This is a genomic window from Streptomyces sp. NBC_00510, assembly GCA_036013505.1.
Taxonomy (GTDB): Bacteria; Actinomycetota; Actinomycetes; order Streptomycetales; family Streptomycetaceae; genus Actinacidiphila.
In genome coordinates this window covers 1,348,195-1,369,802 of record CP107851.1, presented here as the reverse complement: position 1 = coordinate 1,369,802, position 21,608 = coordinate 1,348,195, and the positions used below count along the sequence as shown (strand labels likewise).

The 21,608-nt window shown below is 73.2% G+C and carries 13 protein-coding genes; 7 read left to right on the top strand and 6 right to left on the bottom strand.

The window, feature by feature from the left end; translation table 11 throughout:
- Positions 1-14: 14 nt before the first annotated feature.
- From OG937_06090 to OG937_06065, 6 genes are all read left to right on the top strand, one after another.
- Entirely contained in the window at positions 15-1,058 is a 1,044-nt protein-coding gene (locus OG937_06090) for a sugar ABC transporter permease (protein WUD71291.1), read from the top strand.
- Between the two features lie 12 nt (positions 1,059-1,070).
- Positions 1,071-1,997, top strand: a complete 927-nt coding sequence (locus tag OG937_06085) for a carbohydrate ABC transporter permease (protein ID WUD71290.1) — start codon at positions 1,071-1,073, stop codon at positions 1,995-1,997.
- A 28-nt stretch (positions 1,998-2,025) separates the two neighbouring features.
- Positions 2,026-4,449, top strand: a complete 2,424-nt coding sequence (locus tag OG937_06080; GenBank protein WUD71289.1) for a glycoside hydrolase family 95 protein — start codon at positions 2,026-2,028, stop codon at positions 4,447-4,449.
- Entirely contained in the window at positions 4,443-5,456 is a 1,014-nt protein-coding gene (locus OG937_06075) for an acetylxylan esterase (protein ID WUD71288.1), read from the top strand. The genes OG937_06080 and OG937_06075 overlap by 7 nt, the downstream gene beginning before the upstream one ends.
- On the top strand, positions 5,453-6,805 hold the full coding sequence (locus tag OG937_06070; protein WUD71287.1) for a sugar ABC transporter substrate-binding protein: 1,353 nt from the start codon (positions 5,453-5,455) through the stop codon (positions 6,803-6,805). The genes OG937_06075 and OG937_06070 overlap by 4 nt, the downstream gene beginning before the upstream one ends.
- A 90-nt stretch (positions 6,806-6,895) precedes the next feature.
- On the top strand, positions 6,896-9,076 hold the full coding sequence (locus OG937_06065) for an alpha-galactosidase (GenBank protein ID WUD71286.1): 2,181 nt from the start codon (positions 6,896-6,898) through the stop codon (positions 9,074-9,076).
- A 50-nt stretch (positions 9,077-9,126) separates the two neighbouring features.
- Here the strand turns inward: OG937_06065 and OG937_06060 are convergent, their stop codons facing one another.
- The 5 genes from OG937_06060 to OG937_06040 form a co-directional block, all read right to left on the bottom strand.
- Entirely contained in the window at positions 9,127-9,762 is a 636-nt protein-coding gene (locus tag OG937_06060) for a hypothetical protein (protein WUD71285.1), read from the bottom strand.
- A gap of 119 nt (positions 9,763-9,881) precedes the next feature.
- Positions 9,882-10,511 (bottom strand): hypothetical protein, encoded by a 630-nt coding sequence (locus OG937_06055; GenBank protein ID WUD71284.1) that lies wholly within the window; start codon positions 10,509-10,511, stop codon positions 9,882-9,884.
- A gap of 170 nt (positions 10,512-10,681) precedes the next feature.
- Positions 10,682-11,455 carry a hypothetical protein gene (locus OG937_06050; GenBank protein ID WUD71283.1) on the bottom strand — a complete coding sequence of 258 codons (774 nt, stop codon included), beginning with the start codon at positions 11,453-11,455 and terminating at the stop codon, positions 10,682-10,684.
- Between the two features lie 193 nt (positions 11,456-11,648).
- On the bottom strand, positions 11,649-15,416 hold the full coding sequence (locus tag OG937_06045) for a S8 family serine peptidase (GenBank protein WUD71282.1): 3,768 nt from the start codon (positions 15,414-15,416) through the stop codon (positions 11,649-11,651).
- A gap of 822 nt (positions 15,417-16,238) precedes the next feature.
- On the bottom strand, positions 16,239-16,889 hold the full coding sequence (locus OG937_06040; GenBank protein WUD71281.1) for a TetR/AcrR family transcriptional regulator: 651 nt from the start codon (positions 16,887-16,889) through the stop codon (positions 16,239-16,241).
- A 106-nt stretch (positions 16,890-16,995) separates the two neighbouring features.
- On the opposite strand from OG937_06040, the gene OG937_06035 reads away from it, so the two are divergent.
- Positions 16,996-17,556 (top strand): NAD(P)H-dependent oxidoreductase, encoded by a 561-nt coding sequence (locus tag OG937_06035; GenBank protein WUD71280.1) that lies wholly within the window; start codon positions 16,996-16,998, stop codon positions 17,554-17,556.
- A 132-nt stretch (positions 17,557-17,688) separates the two neighbouring features.
- Here OG937_06035 and OG937_06030 read toward each other — a convergent pair whose 3' ends face one another.
- The gene (locus OG937_06030; GenBank protein WUD78641.1) at positions 17,689-21,360 is read right to left on the bottom strand and encodes a S8 family serine peptidase; all 3,672 of its coding nucleotides are present in this window, start codon (positions 21,358-21,360) and stop codon (positions 17,689-17,691) included.
- Positions 21,361-21,608: the final 248 nt, after the last annotated feature.

The window sequence follows — 21,608 nt, the reverse complement described above, 5'->3', positions numbered from 1 at the left end:
CAAAGGAGAGTGCCGTGGTGGTCACATCGCAGGACAACCACACGACGCCGGTGGCACCACCGTCCGGCGCAGCCGGCGCGGGGGCCACCACGGCCTCTTCCACCCCCGGGACCCGCGGGCCGCTGAAGGCCCGCAAGCACACCGGCGGCCGCAGGCCCGGGCGCGTGACCGCGACCCGGTCCGCGGCGGCCCGAAGGCGGGACCTGCCGGTCGCGCTGCTGCTGATCCTGCCCGCGGTGGTGGGGTTCGCGATCTTCTACGCCTACCCGACCCTGCGCGGCATCTACCTCGGCTTCACCGAGTTCCACGTCCTCACGCCGCCGCGCTGGGTGGGACTGGCCAACTTCCACGAGATGTTCGGCGACGCGGTCTTCTGGCACTCCCTCCTCGTCACCCTCTGGTTCGTGGTCCTGTCCGTCGTCTTCGGCACCCTGATCTCCCTGGTGACCGCGGTCGTACTGCACCGCGTCACCGACTCCTCGATGCTGCGCGGCGTGATGCTGCTGCCCTTCCTCATCTCCAACGTCATCGCCGCCCTGGTGTGGCAGTGGATGCTCGACCCGCACCTCGGCGTCATCAACATCGTGCTCGACCACGTCATCGGCCACCCGGTCCTCTTCTTCGGCAGCGGTCCGTGGGCCATCCCCTCGCTCGCCGCCATCAGCGTCTGGAAGTGGATGGGCTACTACTCCCTGCTGATCTTCGCGGGGCTGCAGACCATCCCGTCCACCATCTACGAGGCCGGCCGGGTGGACGGCGCGAGCGAGTTCCAGATGTTCCGCCGGCTGACCGTGCCGCTCCTGCGGCCGATCCTCGTGATGGTGGTCGTCCTGACGGTGATCAACGCCTTCCAGGTCTTCGACATCGTCGCCGTCACGACCAGGGGCGGCCCCGCCAACGCCTCGAACGTGCTGCAGATGTACATCTACGACAAGGCCTTCCGCCAGTTCGACTTCGGCTACGCCGCGACCATGTCGCTGGCCCTGTTCGTCCTGCTCATCACGGTCACCTTCACCCAGCTCCGGCTCGCGCGGGCCGACGAATCCGACCTGAACTGAAGGAGGCCCCCGATGACGGTCACCCTGGCACCCCGTACGAAGACCGTGCGGCGCCCCCGCACCCGCAAGGCGACCCCCGGCCGGATCGTGGCCTGGGCCTACCTCTGCCTCGTGTCGCTGATCACCCTCTTCCCCTTCTACTGGATCGTGCGCACCGCGCTGTCCAACAACTACCGGCTGGCCACCGACCCCTCCTCGCCGCTGCCCGTCGGCTTCACCTTCGGCGCCTTCAAACGGGCGCTGGGCCTGGCCTCCATCGCCGAGGCCCAGGCCCAGGGCGGCTCGGGTGCGTCCCTCGACATCGCCCTGTACCTGCGCAACTCGCTGATCTACGCGTCGGTGCAGACCGTGCTCATCGTGCTGTTCTCCTCCTGCGCGGCCTACGCCTTCTCCCGGCTGCACTGGCGCGGCCGCAACCTGGTGTTCGGCATCCTCATCAGCGCGCTGATGGTGCCGAGCGTCTTCACGCTGCTGCCGAACTTCGTGTTCATCAAGGACGTCGGCCTCACCAACACCTTCGCCGGTCTCATCCTCCCCGGCGGGCTCTTCCAGGCGTTCACGGTGTTCTTCCTGCGGCAGTTCATGCTCGGCCTGAGCAGCGAGATCGAGGAGGCCGCGATCATCGACGGCGCGGGACCGCTGCGGATCCTCTACCGCATCATCCTGCCCATGTCGGCCGCGCCGATCGCCACCGTGTCGCTGCTGATGTTCGTCAACGCCTGGAACGACTACATGTGGCCGCTGCTGGTCACCAACGACGCCAGTGTGCAGCCGCTGACGCTCGCCCTCGGCGTCTTCAAGCAGTCCTCGCCGCAGGCCGCACCCGACTGGGCCGGGCTGATGGCCGCCTCCCTCATCGCGGCGCTGCCGATGCTGCTGCTCTTCCTCGCCTTCGGCAAGCGGATCGTCAACTCCATCGGCTTCTCCGGGCTCAAGTGACCGAGCACGCGCACCAGGACGGCACCCCATGAACTCCACTGACCTGCTGCTCGGCTGGCCCGCGCCCGCGGCCGACTGGAACGAGGCCGCCCCGGTCGGCAACGGCCGGCTCGGCGCGATGGTCTTCGGCGGCACCCACCGTGCCCGGATCCAGATCAACGACTCCACCGTGTGGTCCGGCACCCCCGGCGGACCGGCGAAGGCGCTCGCCGACGTCGTCGCCGCCGGCGCCGGCCCGCGGCGGCTCGCGGAGGTCCGCGACGCGCTCCGCGCGGGCGACCCACACCGCGCCGAGGAACTCCTGATGGCCTTCGAGGGTCCGTACAGCCAGGAGTACCTGCCCTACGCCGACCTGTGGCTGACGGTGTCCGGGGCGCAGGACGCCACGTACCGGGGCCGCACCCTCAACCTCGACAGCGGGATCGCCGAGGACGCCTTCGACCTGTCCTGCGGGATCCCGGTCCGCCGCCGGACCTGGGCCGACGCCGCCAACGGGACCCTGTGCACCGACCTGGCCGCGCGGGGCGGCACCGTGGACCTGCGCCTGGAACTCACCACCCCCCTCCGGGAGGTGCACCGCACCGTCGGCCCCGAGGGGGTCGTCCTCGGCGTGGAGATCCCCGTCGACGGGGCACCCGCCCACGAACCGGACGTCCCGGAGCCGCTGCGGTACGCGGACGGCCCCGTCGACGGCTACGACCCCTTCGGCGCGATCGCCCTGCGCGTGGCCACCGACGGGGAGGTCACCGCCGACGGCGCGGCCCTCCGCGTCACCGGCGCCACCCGGCTCCTCGCGGTCGTGGCGAGCTCCACCGAGGCGCTGCGTCACTGGCGGGGCCTCGACGCCCCCGCCGACCGCGCCGCCCACCTCGGCTCCGCAGCGGACAGCGCCGCCCGGGCCACGGAACGCGGCACCGAGGACCTGCTCAAGGCCCACGAGAGCGACCTGCGCGCACTCCTCGGCAGCACCTCGCTGCGCATCGGACCGCGCCGCTCGGGGACCCACGACGTCGCCCGCGACATCCTCTCCGGCGACGACGAACTCCTCACCGCGACCGTGCTGTTCCAGCTCGGCCGCTACCTCCTGGCCTCCGCATCCCGCCCGAACGCCGGCCCGCCCGCCAACCTCCAGGGCATCTGGAACGCCGACCTGCGCCCGGCCTGGTCGTCCAACTACACCATCAACATCAACACCCAGATGAACTACTGGGGCGCGGAGGCCGCCGGCCTCGGCCCCTGCCACGAGCCGCTGTTCGACCTCCTGGACCGCGTCGCCGGGCACGGCAGGGACGTCGCCGAGCAGTTGTACGGCGCCCGCGGCTGGGTCGCGCACCACAACACCGACATGTGGGGCTGGGCCCTGCCCGTCGGCATGGGCCACGGCGCCGCGTCCTGGGCGATCTGGCAGATGGGCGGCGCCTGGCTGGCCCAGCACCTGTGGGACCACTGGGAGTTCACCCGGGACACCGCCTTCCTGCGCGAACGCGCCTGGCCGCTGCTCAGCGGCTGCGCCGAGTTCCTGCTCGACTGGCTCGTGGACGACGGCACCGGCCGGCTGGACACCCTCCCCTCCACCTCGCCCGAGAACCACTACCTCACCCCCGACGGCTCCATGGCCTCGCTCACCCGCTCTTCCGCGATGGACATGGCACTCACCCGGGCCGTCCTCGAACGCACCGCGCGCACCGCCGCGCTCCTCGGCATCGACACCCCGCTGAACGGCCGCATCGCCGACGCGCTGCCGAAGCTGCACCCGCCGCGGACCGCCGCGGGCGGCTGGCTGCAGGAGTGGGCCGACGACCTCCCCGAACAGGACCCCCGGCACCGCCACCTGTCCCAGATGGTCACCGTCCACCCGCTCGGCCAGGTCGACCCGGACCGCACCCCGGAACTCGCCGCCGCCGCGACGGCCCTGCTGGACCGCCGCGGACCCGGCGCGATGGGCTGGTCCTGGGCGTGGAAGATCGCCCTGCGCGCCCGGCTGCGCGACGCCGCCACGGCCCGCTCGCTCCTCCTGGAGGCGACCCGCCCGTTCGACGGCGACCCGGACACCGACGCGCCCGTCGACGGCTCGGAGTGGGGCGGACTGCTCCCGAACCTGTTCTCCACCCACCCCCCGTTCCAGATCGACGGGAACTACGGCTTCATGGCCGCGCTCACCGAGATGGTGCTGCAGAGCCACGACGGCACCGTCCACCTGCTCCCCGCGCTCCCGGCGCAGTGGCCCGACGGCGAGGCCGCCGACCTGCGCTGCCGCGGCGGCCTGGCCGCCGACTTCACCTGGCGCGACGGCGCCCTCACCTCCGTGACGCTGCGCCGGCACGCAGGGGACGACGCCGAGCCCGTGACGGTCCGCCACCGCGACCGCGCCGTCCGGGTACGCGTCGCCACCGGCACCGCCGTCACCCTCGACGCCGACCTCACCCCGCGCGAGGAGGCCACGTCGTGCTGACCGAGAACGACGTCCCCGAACTGTGGGCCTACCGCAGCAGCTACCGCGAGCCCGCCGACTTCGACGCCTTCTGGAAGGACACCCTGGACGCCGCCCGCGTCCACGAGCCCCGGCTGGAGCTCACCCCGGTCGACACCGACCTGGAGACCGTGGACGTCTACGACGCGGTGTTCCCCGGCTTCGGGGGCCATCCGGTGCACGGCTGGCTGCGGCTGCCGCGCCACCGCAGCGGCCCCCTGCCCGCGGTCGTGCAGTTCCACGGCTACGGCAGCGGACGGGGCGCCCCCGTCGAGGACCTGCTGTGGGCCTCCGCGGGGTACGCCCACCTGCTGGTGGACACCCGCGGCCAGGGCGGCGCCTGGGCGGGCGGAGGCGCCACCGGCGACCCGGTCGGCAGCGGCCCCTCGCACCCCGGGTTCCTCACCCGCGGCATCGAGGACAAGGACACCTACGTCTACCGCCGAGTCTTCACCGACGCCGTCCGCGCCGTCGAGGCCCTGCGCACCTCGCCGCACGCCGACCCCGACCGCGTCGCGGTGACCGGACCCAGCCAGGGCGGCGGCATCGCCCTGGCGGTCGCGGGACTCGTGCCGGGACTGCGCGCCGCGCACTTCCAGGCGCCGTTCCTGTGCGACGTCCGGCAGGCCACCCGGCTCACCGGCGAGCAGCCGTACGCGGAGCTCATCGGCTACCTCGGCGCCCGCCGGGACCGGGTCGAGCAGACCTTCCGGACCCTCGGCTACTTCGACGGCCTCGCCTTCGCCCGCCGTGCCACCGCGCCCGCCTGGTTCTCCGCCGGACTGCGCGACGAGGTCTGCCCGCCGGCCACCACCCTCGCCGCCTACCACCTCTACGGCGGGCCCCGGCAGATGCGGCTGTGGGAGTTCAACGGCCACGACGCCGGCGGCCCCGAGGACCTGGTCCTCGCTCTGAGCGCGTTCCGCGCACTCCTCAAGACGTCGTCCCACCACCCTCACCAGGAACCGTCCCGAAAGAAGGAATCATGAGAATTCGCAGAGTCGTCGCGCTGGGGGCCACGCTCACCCTCGCCGCGGTGCTGTCCGCCTGCTCCTCCGGCTCGGACTCCGCGGGCGGCGGTTCGCAGACCGTCAACTGGTGGACCTGGGACGACAAGCAGGCCGCCGCGTACAAGACCTGCGCCGCGGACTTCGAGAAGGCCAACCCCGGCACGACCGTCAAGATCTCGCAGTACAACGTCGACGACTACTTCACCAAGCTGACCGCCGGCTTCGTCGCGGGCAACGCCCCCGACGCCTTCCAGAACAGCGTCCAGTTCTTCCAGGCCTACGCCGGCCAGCACCAGCTGCTGGCGATGGACGACTTCATCGCCAAGGACAAGTTCGACCTGTCCCGCTTCTCCGTCGGTGTGAACGCCTGGAAGTTCACCGACGGCAAGCAGTACGCGCTGCCGCTGGACTGGGCCGCGGCCGGCCTCTACTACGACCAGGACGCCCTGGCCAAGGCGGGCTACAGCAAGAGCGACGTCGACTCCGTGACGTGGAACCCCGACGACGGCGGCGAGTTCGGCAAGATGATCGCCCACCTCACCGTCGACGAGAAGGGCCGCCGAGGCGACCAGCCCGGTTTCGACAAGGCCCACGTCAAGACCTTCGGCTTCGGCCAGATCGCGGCCAAGGACTTCATCGGCCAGACCTCCTGGAGCCCCTTCGCCTCCAGCACCGGGTGGCGGCTCGGCGACAAGGAGAGCTGGCCGACGGTCTTCAACTACGGCGACCCGCGCCTGGTGAAGACGCTCAACTGGGCGCGCTCCCTGACGGAGAAGGGGTACGCGCCGAAGATCGGCGAGTTCACCTCCAGCGTCAGCGACGTCGATCTGCTCTCCTCCCACAAGGTGGCGATGGAGATGGGCGGTTCCTGGTCCGCCTCCACCTTCGCCAAGATCCCGGGCGTCAAGACCGGCGTCGCGGCGCCCCCGTACGGCCCCGACGGCAAGACCCGCGCGGTGATGAGCAACTCCAACGGCAACAACATCTGGGCGGGCACCAAGAACCCCGAGCTGGCCTGGAAGTGGGTGTCCTACATGGGCTCCGAGGACTGCCAGTCCAAGGCCGCCCGCACCGGCACGTTCTTCCCGTCCATCCCCGCCTCCATGGACGCCGCGACGAAGGCCCTGGCCGGTGACGGCGTCGACCTGTCGGTCTTCACCAGCATGCTCAAGGACAAGGTCCTCTACCCGTCCCCGGTCTACGGCAACGGCGCCGCGGTGCAGGACGCCCTGAACCCGCTCTTCGAGGCCTACTTCGCCGGGCAGAAGGACGACTCCGTCTTCGCGGACATGCAGGACCAGAGCAAGACCCTCCTCGCGAAGAACTGAGCCACCGGCAGCGAACCGAGCCCCCGCCGCCGGACGGCCCCGACCCCGGGGCCGTCCGGCGGCGGGGCCCACCGAAAGGACTCCCCCCTCATGGCAGACACCACCGCGCGGATCGTCCCGCTGCGCGCGGCCGGCACCGCGTTCGTCGTCGAACTCACCGAGCCGGTGCCCAGGGTCCTCCACTGGGGGGCCGACCTCGGCCCGCTGTCCGCCGACGACCTCGCCGCCCTCAGCCTGACCGCCGAGCCCGCGGTCCTCAACAACTCCCCCGACTCCCCGCGCCGCTTCACCGTCTGGCCCACCGAGGCGGACGGCTGGGCCGGCACCCCCGCGCACCACGGGCACCTCGACGGCGGTGCCGCCGCCCCCCGCCTGGCCACGACGGGCACCGCCGTCCGCCAGGACGCCGAGGGCGGCGAACTGGCCGTCTCCCTCACCGACACCGCTGCGGGGCTCGACATCACGATCACCTATCGGCTGGAGCCCTCCGGAGTGCTCGCCGTCCACAGCGAGATCACCCGGCAGCGGACGGCGGACCCCGCCCCGTACGACCTCGCGCAGGTCACCGCGCTGCTCCCGCTGCCCCGGCGGGCGGGCGAGATCCTCGACTTCACCGGCAAATGGAGCCGGGAACGCTCCCCGCAACGCCGCCCCCTCGCCCACGGCACGTACGCCCGCGAGGTCCGGCGCGGCAAGCCCGGCCTGGACTCGCCCTACCTCGTGGCCGTCGGCGTACCCGGTTTCGGCTTCCGCGAGGGCGAGGTGTGGGGCCTGCACGTCGCCTGGAGCGGCGACCAGCGCTACCTCGTCGAGCAACTGCCCGAGGGCGCCGGCGTCCACGCCGCCGTGCTCGGCGGCGGCGAACTGCTGCGTGCCGGCGAGGTCCGGCTCGCGCCCGGCGAGACCCACCGCACCCCCGTCTGCCACTACGCCTGGTCCGGCACCGGCCTCGACGGCCTCGCCGACCGCTTCCACACCCTGCTCCGGGACCGCCCGGGTCACCCGCGCCGCGCGCGCCCGGTCATCCTCAACAGCTGGGAGGCGGTCTACTTCGACCACGACCCGGAACGCCTCCTGCGGCTCGCCGACCGCGCGGCCGAGGTCGGCGTGGAGCGCTTCGTCCTGGACGACGGCTGGTTCCGCGGCCGCCGCTCCGACCGCGCGGGGCTCGGCGACTGGACGGTCGACCGGGAGGTGTGGCCCGCCGGGCTGGCGCCGCTCGCCGACCACGTGCGTTCCCTGGGCATGGAGTTCGGCCTGTGGGTCGAACCCGAGATGATCAACCTCGACTCGGACCTGGCCCGCGAGCACCCCGACTGGGTTCTCGCCCCCGCGCGCGGCGCCGGCCCATCGGCCCGTCACCAGCACGTCCTCGACCTCTCCCACCCCGGCGTCGTCACCTACCTGCTGGGGGCGCTGGACGCCCTGATCGGGGAGTACGGCATCGCCTACCTCAAGTGGGACCACAACCGCGAGGTGCACGAGGCCGTGAGCGGCCCGGCCGACCGCCCGGTGGCGCACGCCCAGGTCGAGGCGCTCTACCGGCTGCTGGACGCTCTCAAGCGCCGTCACCCGGCCCTGGAGATCGAGAGCTGCGCCAGCGGGGGCGGCCGCGTCGACCTGGGCATCCTCGCCAGGACCGACCGGGTGTGGGCCTCCGACTGCAACGACCCGGTGGAACGGCAGTCCATCCAGCGCTGGACGGGCCAACTGCTGCCCCCCGAACTGGTCGGCGCCCACGTGGGCCCCACCCCCAGCCACACCACGGCACGCGTCGGCTCCGACACCTTCCGCCTGACCACCGCGCTCTTCGGCCACCCCGGCATCGAACAGGACATCACCCGCTGCACCCCGGAGGAACTGGCCCGGCTCACCGCGTGGACGGCCCTGTACAGGGAACTGCGCCCGCTGCTGCACGGCGGGCGCACCGTCCGCGCCGACCTCCCGGGGGACGCGACGCTGCTGCACGGCGTCGTCGCCCACGACGGCACGGCCGCGCTCTACTGCTGGGCCCGCGTGGCGACCTCCCCCGAGGGCCAGTCCGGCCGGGTACCGCTGCCCGGCCTCGCCCCCGCCCTCCGCTACCGCGTGCGCGTCCGCACCGACATCGGCCTGCCGTCCTTCCACCAGACGAGCGGCCCGGCCTGGCTCACCGAGGCGATCGACGACCGCCTCACCCTCCCCGGCACGCTGCTCACCGCCGCCGGACTGCCGATGCCCCAACTCAACCCCGAGCAGGCCCTCCTGATCGAGGTACGGCAGGCCGACTGACCGGGCCTGCGCCCCGGTCCCGCCGTGCCGGCCCGGTGCCGTCGGCCGGCCTACAGCGTTCCGGCGTCGGGCCAGTGGGACCAGTGGGTGTTGGGGGGAAGCGTCGGCCGGTAGCGGGACGGGTCGCCGGAGTCCAGGACCTCGGCCATCATCCGGAACGCCTCGCACCCTCCGGGCATGACGTCCCCCAAGTCCTCCGGCTGGTGCCATTCGTCCAGGCGCAGCAGCACCGGCAGGTCGTCGGGAACACCGGCGCGCAGTTCGGCGTCGTCGGCCAGCAAGAGCGCGCGGTGCGCGGGCGCCAGTAGCCGGAACACCTCCTCCAGTGGTGTTCCGGCCGGGGCGGCGACCGGAAGTGCCTGCCCGCGCACCATCACCGGAACCCCTCCGGCGTACACCTCGTCGTCGCCGAGGGTGATTTCCTCCATGTTGTCCACCCGGTCGAGGAACTCGCCGAACCCCGGCTCGCCACGGGTCAGGCAGTTGCCGAACCGGTGCACGACGTCGGTGAGGTTGCCGGCACGCGGGCAGTACCCCAGCAGTTCGGCCACCATCGCCCAGCGAGTCGAGTCGCCGAACAGGTGGATCCGGGTGTCGACCGGGTAGTAGTAGCCGTTCAACAGGTCGGGGAACGTGGACTGATCCGAGCACAGGTCGAACTGCCCGAGGATGGACGAGGTGGTCATCACCCGGTACACCGTAGGGCCGGGCACCGACGGTGGAGCGCGCTGCCCTGTCGGGCGCGGGCGCTCCCGGTGAACACGCGAGGGGGCCGACCGAGGCGGGCGACGCGCCGCCGGTCCCCCTACTCCTCCTCGGGGTCCCCGGGGGCCGTGGCCTGACGGCCGAGCCAGTACAGGGCCGTGTCCACGTCGCGGGCGGTCCAGCCGGCCGCGTCGGGGCCGGAGCGGATGAGGAGGTCGTCGAGGAGGTCCATGTAGCGGCCGTAACGGCCGGGCGCCGGCGTCAGCTGGTAGCCCAGCCGCTCCAGGCCGAACTGCGCGCGGCGGTCGTAGACGGCCATCCGGTCCGGCGCGGCGGCCGTGAGCAGCGCCGAGGCCAGCGCGTCGCCGTGGCGGCAGCCGGGCAGGCCGAGCAGGGCCTTGCGGCCCTGGCGGGCGGCCGCGCCGCGCGGGGCGTCCTGGTCGCGGACCGCGTGCACGGCCTCGGCGGTGACGGCCCGGACCTCGGCGTCGCGCAGGTTCATCAGCTCGACGACCCACGCGGTGCTCGCCTGCAGCCGCTTCCACACCAGCAGCGCGGCGATGTCGGTCTTGCCCAGGCTGCCGGTGTGGCGGGCGCGCTCCGCGACCTCCGTCAGCACCTCGTCGTACGCGGCCGGGACCGCGGCGCGGTAGGCCTCGCGGGCGGCGGACAGGGCGGACCAGACTCCGTCGGGGAGCGGGGTGAGGGCGGCGGTCGCGGATGCGTTCATGGACCGATGGTGACCCGACTCGGCCCGCTCCGTGTGCACTTGGCCGCTTGTGATCGGTTCGGTGCGATGTGTCGTCAGGAAGGATCAGATCCAGCCAGGGGCGCCGGCCGCAGCACCCCGCCACGACGTCCCACCCGACCGCACACGACGGTGCCGGGCGGGCAGCCGGATCAGGGACGTACGGTTCCCGGCCCCGGGACCCCGCCCGGCAGGCCCTTCGGGGCCGGTGGGGTGCCGTCCTCCGTCGTCCCGCGCAGGGCGGACACGGCGAAGGCCACCGCCGAGGCCAGCAGCGCCAGCGCCAGCGGCCCCCAGACCGCCGGGATCGACCACATCGGCCAGTCGTTGGCCGCCTGCACCCACAGCGTCACGATCGCCGTGACGCCCATGGCGACGCCGTGCCACCGCACGGCCTTCGCCGCGTTCGCGTGACGCGGCCCCGGCGCGAAGAGCGCCCACAGCGCCCCGACGAGCGCCATCATGCCGGTCGAGAGTCCGGCGAGCGCGCCGCCGAGGCGGTCCTCGGGCCACTCCAGAGGCCCATCGCTCGTCTCCTGCGAGGTTCCCGCGGCATTCCGTACCTCGACGACCTGCCCCCGCCAGATCAGGCCGACGACCTTGTCGCCCGGCTCCAACCGCGACAGCACGGGACCGGGCCAACGGAAGGTCAGATGCCACGGCTTGCCGGACGGCAGCGACAATTCCGCCTTGGGCGACTCCCGCTTGCCGCTGTGCGTGTCCACCGACCGCACGGTGAACTGTTGTTCCCACCGGCAGTCCGACACCTCGACGGGTGCGGACGCGCACGGCGGCGCCGCACGGAACTCCCGCTCCCGCACCAGCGCACCGCGCGTCAGGAAGACCATCGCCACCCCGACGGCCAGCGCCGCCACGGCGATCAGCAGCCATATCCCGGCCGGTGACTTCTGTTCCGCCGATCCCACTGTGTCTCCCCACCCCCGTGCGACCCCCGCGCGCCCATCCGATCATGTCGTGCCGAAGGCCGCCCAGGCCCTCAGCCGGCAGCGTCGGACGCGTCGGCTTGCCGGGTCAGGGCAACGAGGGAGCGCCGGGGCAACGCGACGCGGCCGGCCCCTCCGCACGGAGGGACCGGCCGCGTCGCCGTGGGGACGCGGATCAGGCCAGACCGGTCGCCCGGATCACCGTCTGCGTCACCGTGTCGCCCCGCTTGTCCGAGGCGCGCACGCGCAGCGACAGGAACTCGGCCCGCCGCGGCGCGTCCAGACGGACCCGGGCGGCGCCGTCGTCCGCGCCGCGCAGCGCGAGCTTGTGCCACGTCCGGCCGTCGTCGTACGAGACCTCCACCGCGTCCGTGCTGACCCGCCCGGCCGACGCACCCGGCAGCGGGGAAGCGCTGACCGTGAGTTCGGCGTCGCGTCGTGCGGCGCCGCCCGCGTCGGTGCGGATCCCGTAGTCGAGCTGCAACAGCGGGAGCACCTGCGGGTCGTCCGTGCGCGGCGTCGCGGAGGTGAAGCCCCACTCGGTGCGGGTCGCGGTGGAGTACGGGTACCCCTCCGTCCGCTCGGTGGACGTCACCAGCCGGTACCGGCCCGAGGCCGCCGGGACGTCCCCGCCCAGCCAGCCGCCCTCGGTGCGGGTGACCAGATCGCCGCCCCGGTAGAGCTCGTTCACCTGGGAGGTGGTGCCCGGCCCGACCACACCCGCGTGGTCGCGGCCGCCGTCGCCCCAGGCCGGGATGGTCACGTCGAGGGCGTCACCGTCGCGCCGGGGCAGCCACTGGCTCTCGTTGATGCGCGGGTGCTCGACGGGGCCGAACCACTGGACGTCGGTGGTGCGTCCCGCCGGGTAGTCGACCAGCCCGGAGAACTGGATGGAGCGGATGCCGTTGGCGGCCTCCTCCATCCAGGTCGCCTCACCGGCCGGGGTGACCCAGTCGGTGCGCTCGGCGCCCGCCGTCGACAGCCGGGTGCCGCCGACCTTGACCCCGAGGTAGGGCTGGATGTCGTAGCGGAACTCGTCGACCTCCGTGCCGGGTTCGTTGCGGAAGCCGACGTCGACCCTGGCCAGGCGGTGCTCGGCGGGCGCGTAGGTCTGCGTCTGCGGGATGGTGCCGTGCCAGGTGTGCACCAGGTCGTACAGGTAGTCCGTCTCGGCGTGGCCGACGACGCGCATCGGCACCGAGCCGGTACGGCTGTCCTGGATACGGCCGATCAGGGTCTCGCCCTCGGTCCGGGAGATGCCCGCGATGACCAGGTCGGTGCGGCGGACGGGCTCCCGCAGCCGGCCGTTCTGGTCGTTCACCACGACCAGCAGGGCGACGCCCGCCTTCTGCGCGGCGGTGAACTGGTCGTCGGCCGCCGCGGCGGCGACCCGGTCGTCGTCGTCCGCCACGAAGCGGACCACCGCCACCTTGCCCTTGGCGCCGGCGGCCGCGTACTCCGCCGCGGTGCCGTTGCCCGCGAACACGGCGGGCAGGGTCCTGGCGCCCTCGGCCGGGCGCCCGGAACCGGGCTGGAGCCACAGGTCGTCGAAGACCTGGTCGCCGGAGGACAGGGCCAGCAGCGGCTGCTGCATGCGCCAGCGCACCGTGTACGCCAGGTCGCCCCCGGAGGCCTTCGGCATGGGCAGTGCCCACACGCTGTCGAAGCCGTCGCCGACGGTCGCGGTGTCGGTGATCGCCGGGGAGCCGTCCTTGAAGGACTGGCTGAAGTCCATGCGGATGTCGCTGTCCGTGGACGTCTTCGGCGTGACGACCTGGGTCCTGCGCAGCTTCGTCCCGTCCAGCGTCGCGTCGGTGTCGGCGTCCGCGACCACGACGCCGGTGCGGGCCAGCAGCGCCCGGCCGAAGGAGGACTCGCCGTGGACGCCGCGGACGGCGCCCCAGGTCCAGACGGTGTACGTGCCCGGCGGGACGACGGTGTCCAGCACGCCGTCGAGGTCGGTGTAGAGGGCCTGGGCGAACTCGTCGCCCTTGCGCTGGTACATCACCAGGCCGACCATCGGGTCGCCGGCGCGGTCGGTGACGTGGACGCGCAGGTGGTGGTACTCGTCCCGGGTGCTGACCGCGAGGAGGGTGCGCGTGGCCGCCTTGCCGTCGACGACGCCCTCGACGTGCCCGGTGAAGCGGGATCCCGCAGGGGCCCGGTCGAGCGTGGTGGTCACGGTGGTGGAGGCGGTGCCGTGGGCGGGCACGGTGAGCTGACGGTCCGTCACGGTGAACAGGCCCTCGGGTGCCCCCGGCGCGTCCACGCGCGGGGTCACGGTGACCGCGGTGTCAGCGGAGTTGGCCCACTCCACGGTACGGGTCACGGTCCCGCCGGACGCGCCGCCCGGGGGGTGGATGCCGGCGTCGGCCGTGGCGGTGGCCACGAGCGTGCTGCCGGTGGCGGCCACCGCGTCCACGCGTCCGTTGCCTCCCGAGTCCGCGGGGATGTCCGGGGTCGCGACGGACGTGGAGACCAGGGCGTCCTTGATCCGGGCCCCGTTCCAGTCCGGGTGCTCCGCCGCCACCAGGGCGGCGACGCCCGCGACGTGCGGGGTGGCCATCGAGGTGCCGCTGAGGGTGGCGTACGAGCCGGTTCCGAAGGGCGCCCACTGGGAGCGGGCCGCCAGGATGTCGACACCGGGGGCGGTGATCTCCGGCTTCATCGCGTCGTCCCGGAAACGGGGGCCGCGACTGGAGAAGTCGGCGATGGCGTCGGAGGAGTCGACGGCGCCGACGGTGAGCGCGGCGTCGGCGGCGCCGGGCGCGGCCACGGTGCCCTCGTACGGGCCGGCGTTGCCGGCGGCTATGGTGAACAACGTGCCCGTTTCGGCGCTGAGTTCGTTGACCGCCTGGCTCATCGGGTCGGTGCCGTCGGTGGGCTGGTCGCTGCCGAGGCTCATGCTGACCACGCGGGCCTTGGCCTCGCGGGCGGCCCACTCCATGCCGCTGATGATCCAGGAGTCGGAACCGCTGCCCGCGTTGCTGAGGACCTTGCCCACGTGCAGCCGCACGCCGGGGGCGACGCCCTTCTCCTTGCCGCCGGACGCGGCGCCGTTGCCCGCGATGGTGGACGCCACGTGGGTGCCGTGGCCGTGGTGGTCGTCGACGTCCTCGCCGGGCACGAAGCTGCGGGAGTCGGCGACGACGCCGTCGAGGTCGGGGTGGCCGGTGTCGTAACCGGTGTCGAGGACGGCGACGTCCACGCCCTGGCCCGTGTCGCCCCCGGCCCACACCTCGGGGGCGCCGATCTGGGCGACGCTGTCGGCGAGGTCGGCCTTGACCTTGCCGTCGAGCCACACCTTGCGTACGCCGCCGGACAGGGCGGGTCCGCTCGCCGTGGCCTTCGCGGCCGCCTGCGCGGTGGCCCGGCCGGTCAGGTCGGCCCAGAACTCCGCCGCCTGGTCGTGGTCCTGGGTGGTGGCGGTGCTGTCGATGCTGGTCAGCGCGCGTGCGCCGGTGGCCCCGTCGGGGAGGGACGGCGCCGCGAGCTTCCGCCGGGCGTCGGAGGAGTAGGTCAGGATGACGGGCAGGCCCTTGGATCGGTCGTCGTCGTAACCGTCGGCGATGAGCCGCGTGACGTTGAAGAGGTCGGTGTCGAGCAGCCCGGCCGACACGTACCGCTCGGCGGCGAACGGGTAGACGTAGGTGTCGCCGTTCTGCGTGGTGATGCGGGCGTCCGCGCGGTGGCCGCCGGGGCCCTGCACGGTGACGGAGGCACGGCCGTCGCCGCCCGGCGTGACGGTGACCCGGTCGCCGGTGATGAGGGTGACGGTGCGCGGGCTGGAGCCCGAGTGGGCCCGGCCGGTCACGACCACGTTGTCCGTCGAGGAGGAGGCGGTGGCGTGGTCACTGGCAGACGCCGGTGGGATCGCCATCAGCATTGCCGCGACACCCGCGACGATCGGCAGGCCGGTTCGGCCCGGGAAGAGCGGTCTCACAGGGGATCCTTCACGTTAGATCCATCCAATGTCCGCCGCATGCTAGCGAGTTAAACGATTCAACGGGCCGGGAAACGAGAGACGAACAGCGGCGTCTTTCCGCCCGCTGTCGGGATCACGACAGGGTGGGAACCCCGGCCGCCGGTGCCGCGAGGGGCACGGTGGCGGACACCGTCGGGCGCGTGCCGCGAACTCCTTCTCGACGTAACACGGTTCATGGCGGCCGATCTCGAGACCGCGATCGTGGACGCCCCGTTCCGTGGTCTCGCGGTGCCGCTCCACCGCCTCAGTCGGGCTGCCGGCGCAGGGCCGCCGCCCGGGCTGTGCGGTGTCCGCCACCGGCTCGGCGGTCGGGTGCGTGCGAGAGGTCCTCGTGCGAGGGGTGGTGGCTGTGCCCGCGGGGCCACGGACGGCCCACCGAGCGGATAGGCAGTTCGGCCGGCGCCGGGTGCGTCCTGACCGGTGATCCGGCCACGGATCCGCGGCTGATCGTGGCCGCAGGAGGCGGCGGAGAGGCAGCCGTCTTCGGGGGCGGGGCAGACGGCTGCGCCGGCAACGACCGCAGCGAAGGCGGGGACGGAAACGACGCCCTGACCGGCGGTGACGGCAAGGACGCCCTCTCCGGCTCTCCGGCGGTCCCGGCACCAACACCAACGACGGCGGACCCGCGTCGACGTATGCGTCAACCCGGCCACCGGTCCCAGCTGCAATCCCTGACCGCTCACCGGCCCGCCGCCACGGCGGCGGGCCGGACATCCGCGCGAACGGGGCCGACCGGCACGGGTATCCGCACCGCGGCCCGGGTGACGTCCGGCGGCGGCGCTACCGCGGTGTGCCGAGGCGGTCGACGAGGTCGTGCCAGCCGGCGTCCAGCCGGTCGATGGGCATGCCCCGGGCCGTGAGCAGGTACTCCACGAGCACGGTGTCGAGGTAGGCCTGCAGCGTGTGCCCGGTCAGTTCGACGTCGCCTGGGGCGCCCGCCTGCCGGAGCAGCAGGGTCAGGTGCGTGAGCCTGAGCTGGTACGACGGGTTGAAGCGGCGGCTCTGCTCCCGGCGCGCGGCGAGGTACAGGTCGCGATGGGCGTGCTCGTGGCGCATCACGGCGGGACCGAAGGCGCGCAGCCGCTCCAGCGGCGGGGCGTCCGGTCCCAGGGGCGGCGGACCGGTGAGGAAGGCCGCCTGGATCTGCTGCTCGATGTGGTCGATCAGCGCGAGCATCAGCCCCGTGCGGTCGCCGAAACGCCGGAACACCGTCCCTTTGCCGACCTCGGCCGCGGCGGCGACGGCCTCCATGGTCACGTTCGCCGCTCCGTGCTCGGCGGCGAGTTCGGCCGCCACCTCCAGCAGGCGCCTGCGGTTCCGTGCGGCGTCGGCGCGCAGCCGTGGTGGCTCGCCCGCCGGTGTAAGGGTGAGGCCCGCGGGTCCGGCGGAGGCGTCGCGCACGGGGAGGACGGCGCGGGGCGGCTCGGTCATGGCCACAGCGTAGCGGTGGGAATAGAAGTGGACCGCGGTCCGCTTGGCTGGTACAACATGTAACCGGACCACGGTCCGCTTTCAGTTCCTAGCAGGGAGATCGCCCATGTCCGTCCGCATCCTCGCCCTCGTCGGCAGCCTTCGCGCCGGTTCGCACAACCGCCAGCTCGCCGAGGCCGCCGTGAAGCACGCTCCCGAGGGCGTCGAGATCACGCTCTACGAGGGTCTGGCGGAGGTCCCCTTCTACAACGAGGACATCGACGTCGAGGGTGCGGTGCCCGAGGCCGCCGCCCGCCTGCGCGCCACCGCCGGCGCCGTCGACGCGTTCCTGCTGTTCTCGCCCGAGTACAACGGCACCATCCCGGCCGTCCTCAAGAACGCCATCGACTGGCTGTCCCGCCCCCACGGTGCCGGCGCCCTGTCCGGCAAGCCGGTCGCCGTGGTCGGCACCGCCTACGGCCAGTACGGCGGCGTGTGGGCCCAGGACGAGGCCCGCAAGGCCGCCGGCATCGCCGGTGCCTCCGTGCTCACGGACGCCAAGCTCTCCATCCCCGGCTCCGTGACCCGCTTCGCGCAGACGCACCCGGCGGACGACTCCGAGGTCGTCGAGGGTCTGACCCAGGTCATCGAGCAGCTCTCCCAGGCCGGTGCCGGCGTCGCCGCCTGAGCCCCCTTCGACGCCGGGACCCCGCGGGCCGTCGCCCGCGGGGTCCTTGCGTCTTCCGATCGGCCCCGTGCACGGCGGTGCGGGCGGGCCGTCAGGAGGTCCGCCCGCACCGATGGGATGCGGCGCCCCGCGTCAGCGGAGGCCGAAGGCCCGGATCACGGTCTGGGTGACCGCGTTGCCCGCGGAGTCGTGCGCACGCGCACGGAGCGAGACGAACCGGGCCTGCTTCGGGGCCGACAGCTTGAAGCGGCCGTCGTGCCCGCAGGCGGTCTTCCGCCAGGTGCGTCCGTCGTCGTAGGACACCTCGAGGGAGACGGCCGAGAGGGTGCCCGCGCCGACGGCGCCCGGGAGGTGGGCGGCCGTGACGGACAGCGCGTCGTTCCGGGCGGCCCTGCCGTCCGCGTCCGTGGCGATGCCGTAGTCGATCTGCGGCAGCGGCAGCACCGCCGCGTCGTCACCCGCCGGGGCCTTGGACGTGAACTCCCATTCGGTGTGCGTGGTGGAGGAGTAGGGGCTCACCGAGGCGTCACGGCTCGCGTCCAGCACCAGGCGGTAGGGCAGCCGGCCCTCGCCGGGGGCGGTGCCCCCCATGCTGGTGTTGGTCGTGCTCTGGCCCAGGCGCGTGCCGCCCTGGTAGAGGGTGAGCGTCTGCCGTGTGCGCTGGTAGTCCATAGACATGCCGACGTGGTCCGAGCCACCCCACGCGGGGATGTCGAAGGCCAGCCAACTGCCGCTGCGGGTGGGCAGCTTGTAGTTGTTGTTGAGGTACGGCCGCTCGACGGGCTTGAACCACTCCTGGCTGTGCCGGCTGCCCGCCCGGTACGTGGTGCGCGGTTCGACCTCGTACAGCAGACCGTCGACGTACGCCTCCTGGCCCCAGGAGTAGCCCGGTCCGGTGGAGACCCAGTCGACCCGCCGCGAGTTCACCGGCTCGCGCATCGTCAGGCCGATGCCCCAGTTGGAGTACACGGGCCAGTCAAAGCGGAACTCGCCGCCGCCCTGGGCCGGGTCGGGGCTGTCGAAGGTGACGTCGACCCGGGCCAGGTTCTTCGTGCCGCCCTTGACGACGAGGCGGCCGGGGATCTCGTTGTGCCACGTCCACATGAGGTCGTAGACGTACGGGCTGACCGGCTGCGAGCCCACCTTCAGCACGGCGCCCCGTGCCGACGCGCGGCGCAGGAGCCGTTCGCCCTCGTCGGTGCTCAGCAGCGCGACGTCGATCCGGGCGGGCGTGAAGGGGTCGTCGGTGTAGCTCCTCAGCTGGCGTCCAGGCTGGTCGTTCACGACGAGCAGGAGCCTGGCGCCCGCCGCGACCGCCGCGGCGGCCTGTTCGGCGTCGCCCACGGTGCCGCCCCGGCGCACGACCACCGCCTTGCCGCGCGCGTCCAGCCCGGCGTAGTCCGCGCTCGCGCCGTCACCCGCGGCCACCAGGGGGAACGCGTAGTGGCCCTGGGCGAGCGCGGTGACGTCCTCCTGCCGCAGGACGTCGGTGAACGCGTCGCTCCCGGCGGTGACGGACAGCGCCGGCTGCTCCTTGCGCCAGCGGGCGCCGAGGTGGAAGTCGCCGTGGGTGACCTTGTGCGTGGTGGGCTGGGCCCAGAGGCTGTCGTAGCTGGTCTGGGTCTCCATGTAGTCGCGCCAGCTGCCGCCGCCCATCGCGCGGTTGTACTCCAGGCGCTGGTAGGTCACCTCGGTCGGCTGTGGTGTCGTCATGTCGACCCGCTCGAGCTTCGTGGCGTCCAGCGTCACCGTGCGGTCGCGGTCCATGACGACCTCGGGGTCGCCGAGCAGTGCCATGCCCATCGAGTGGGGACCGTGCACGCCGCGCACGTCCTTGAAGGACAGCACGGAGTACACGTCGTCCGGGAGCCAGGTCTCCAGCCGCCCGGTCTGGTCGACGAGGTAGAACGCCGGGTCGAAGTCGCCGGAGCGCAGCACCTCGACGACCCCGGACATGGGCTTGCCCTCGCCGTCCTTGAGGACCATCGTCAGCCTGTGGGCGGCGTCGCCCAGCGACACCGCCGTGTGGGTGACCGTCCTCCCCGCCGTGTCGGCCGCGACGACCTGACCGGACCAGCGGCCGTTCCCGATCGCCTTCGAGCCGTCGATGGTGACGGTGACCTCGGCGGTGCCGTGCGCCGGCACGACGACCCGGGACGCGGACAGCGCGAACAGCCCCGCGGGGGCGTTCGGGGCCTGGACGGACAGGGCGAGCGTCACCGGGGAACCCCCGGTGTTGGTGTACGTGACCGGGCGCTCGACCGCGGCGGCATCGCCGCCGGTCTCCGCCTGGCCGGTGAACGCGGTCGCCGAGGCGAACACCTCGGCGCCGAGCGCCGAGGGCACGTCCACCCGGCCGCTGCCCGCCTGGAACGCGTCGTACTGCGGGGTCTGCTTCGAGCTGCTCACCAGCAGGTCCTTCAGCTGGGAGCCGGTGAGCCCCGGGCGCGCGGCCGCGAGCAGGGCCGCCGCGCCCGCGACGTGCGGGGTGGCCATCGAGGTGCCGCTGAGCGTCTGGTAGCTGCCCTCGCCCTCCGGCGCGTACTGCGAGCGGGCCGCCAGGACGTCGACGCCGGGTGCGGTGATCTCCGGCTTGAGACCGCCGTCGCCGACGCGCGGACCCTGGCTGGAGAACCAGGCGACGTCGTCGGAGGAGTCGACGGCTCCCACGGTCAGGGCGGCGTCCGCCGCGCCCGGCCCGCCGATGCTGCCGGGCGTGCCCATGTTGCCCGCGGCGATGACGAACAGCGCGCCGGTCTGCGCGCTCAGGCGGTCGACCGCCGCGCTGAGGGGGTCCGTGCCGTCGGACGGGGTGTCGGAGCCCAGGCTCATGCTCACGACGTCCGCGTCCTGGTCCACCGCGGCCCATTCCATACCGGCCAGCACCCAGGAGTCCTGACCGGAGCCCGAGTCGGCCAGCACCTTGCCCACGTGGAGGTCCGCGCCGGGTGCGACGCCCTTCTCCTTGCCGTCCGAGGCGGCCCCGGTGCCCGCGATGGTGGACGCGACATGGGTGCCGTGCCCGTTGCGGTCCGTCACGTCCTCGTCCGGGACGAAGGTCCGGGTGGCGGCGATCCGGCCGGACAGGTCGGGGTGCCCGGTGTCGACACCGGTGTCGAGGACGGCGACGTCGACACCCTTGCCGGTGTCGCCGGCCGACCATGCCTGCGGGGCGCCGATCTGGGCGGTGGTGTCGGCGAGATCGGCCTCGACCTTGCCGTCGAGCCAGATGCGGGCGATGCCGGAGCCGAAGGAAGGGGCGTTGCCGGAGGTGGCCTTGGCGGCCCGCGACCCGGCCCCGGGCGCGGAGGTGACGGCCTGCCAGAAGTCGGCGGACCGGTCCCTGTCCTCGGTGAGGGCGGCACCCTGGACGCTGCTGAGGTCCCTGACCCGGGTGGCACCCCGCGGCGTCGTGGAGCGCAGGCCGGCGGCGGTGCCGTAGGAGACGATCAGCGGCAGGTGGTCGAGGTGCGCGTCGTCGTAGCCGTCCGCGACGAGCTTGCTGATGTTGAACAGGCGCCGGTCCAGGGTGCCCGCCGCCACGTAGGGGAGGGCGGATTCCGGATAGACGTAGAGGTCCCCGCGGGACTCCATGATGTGCGCGCGGGTCCGGGACCCGCCCGCACCGCGCACCTCGACGGTGCCCCCGGCCGTACCGGACTGCCGGGTGATAACGATGTCACCCGTGATCAGGGTGACCGTGTGGACGCCCGCGGGCACGTTGCCCCGCTCCGCCGGGGCGTCGGAGCCGGCGCTCCCGGGTGAGGCGGCCTGGGCGGCGGACAGGGCGGCGGGTTGCGCCATCGACAGGAGGGCGGCGCCGGCGGCGGCAAGCACGCCCCAGCGTCTGGGTGATGGTCTCAAGGGATTCCCTGGCTGTTCCGTGGGGCCGGGGTCGGCCCGCCAACGGTTCGGACTGCCCTGGTGGGGGCGGTCGCATCCTGGACCCAAACCCGCGAACAGGGGCAGGGCGTGCGAGGTGATCTTTCCCACGTCGGCATCACGACCGTGCGGGTTTGAGGTCGTCAACCACGCTCCCACGTGCGGAAGTT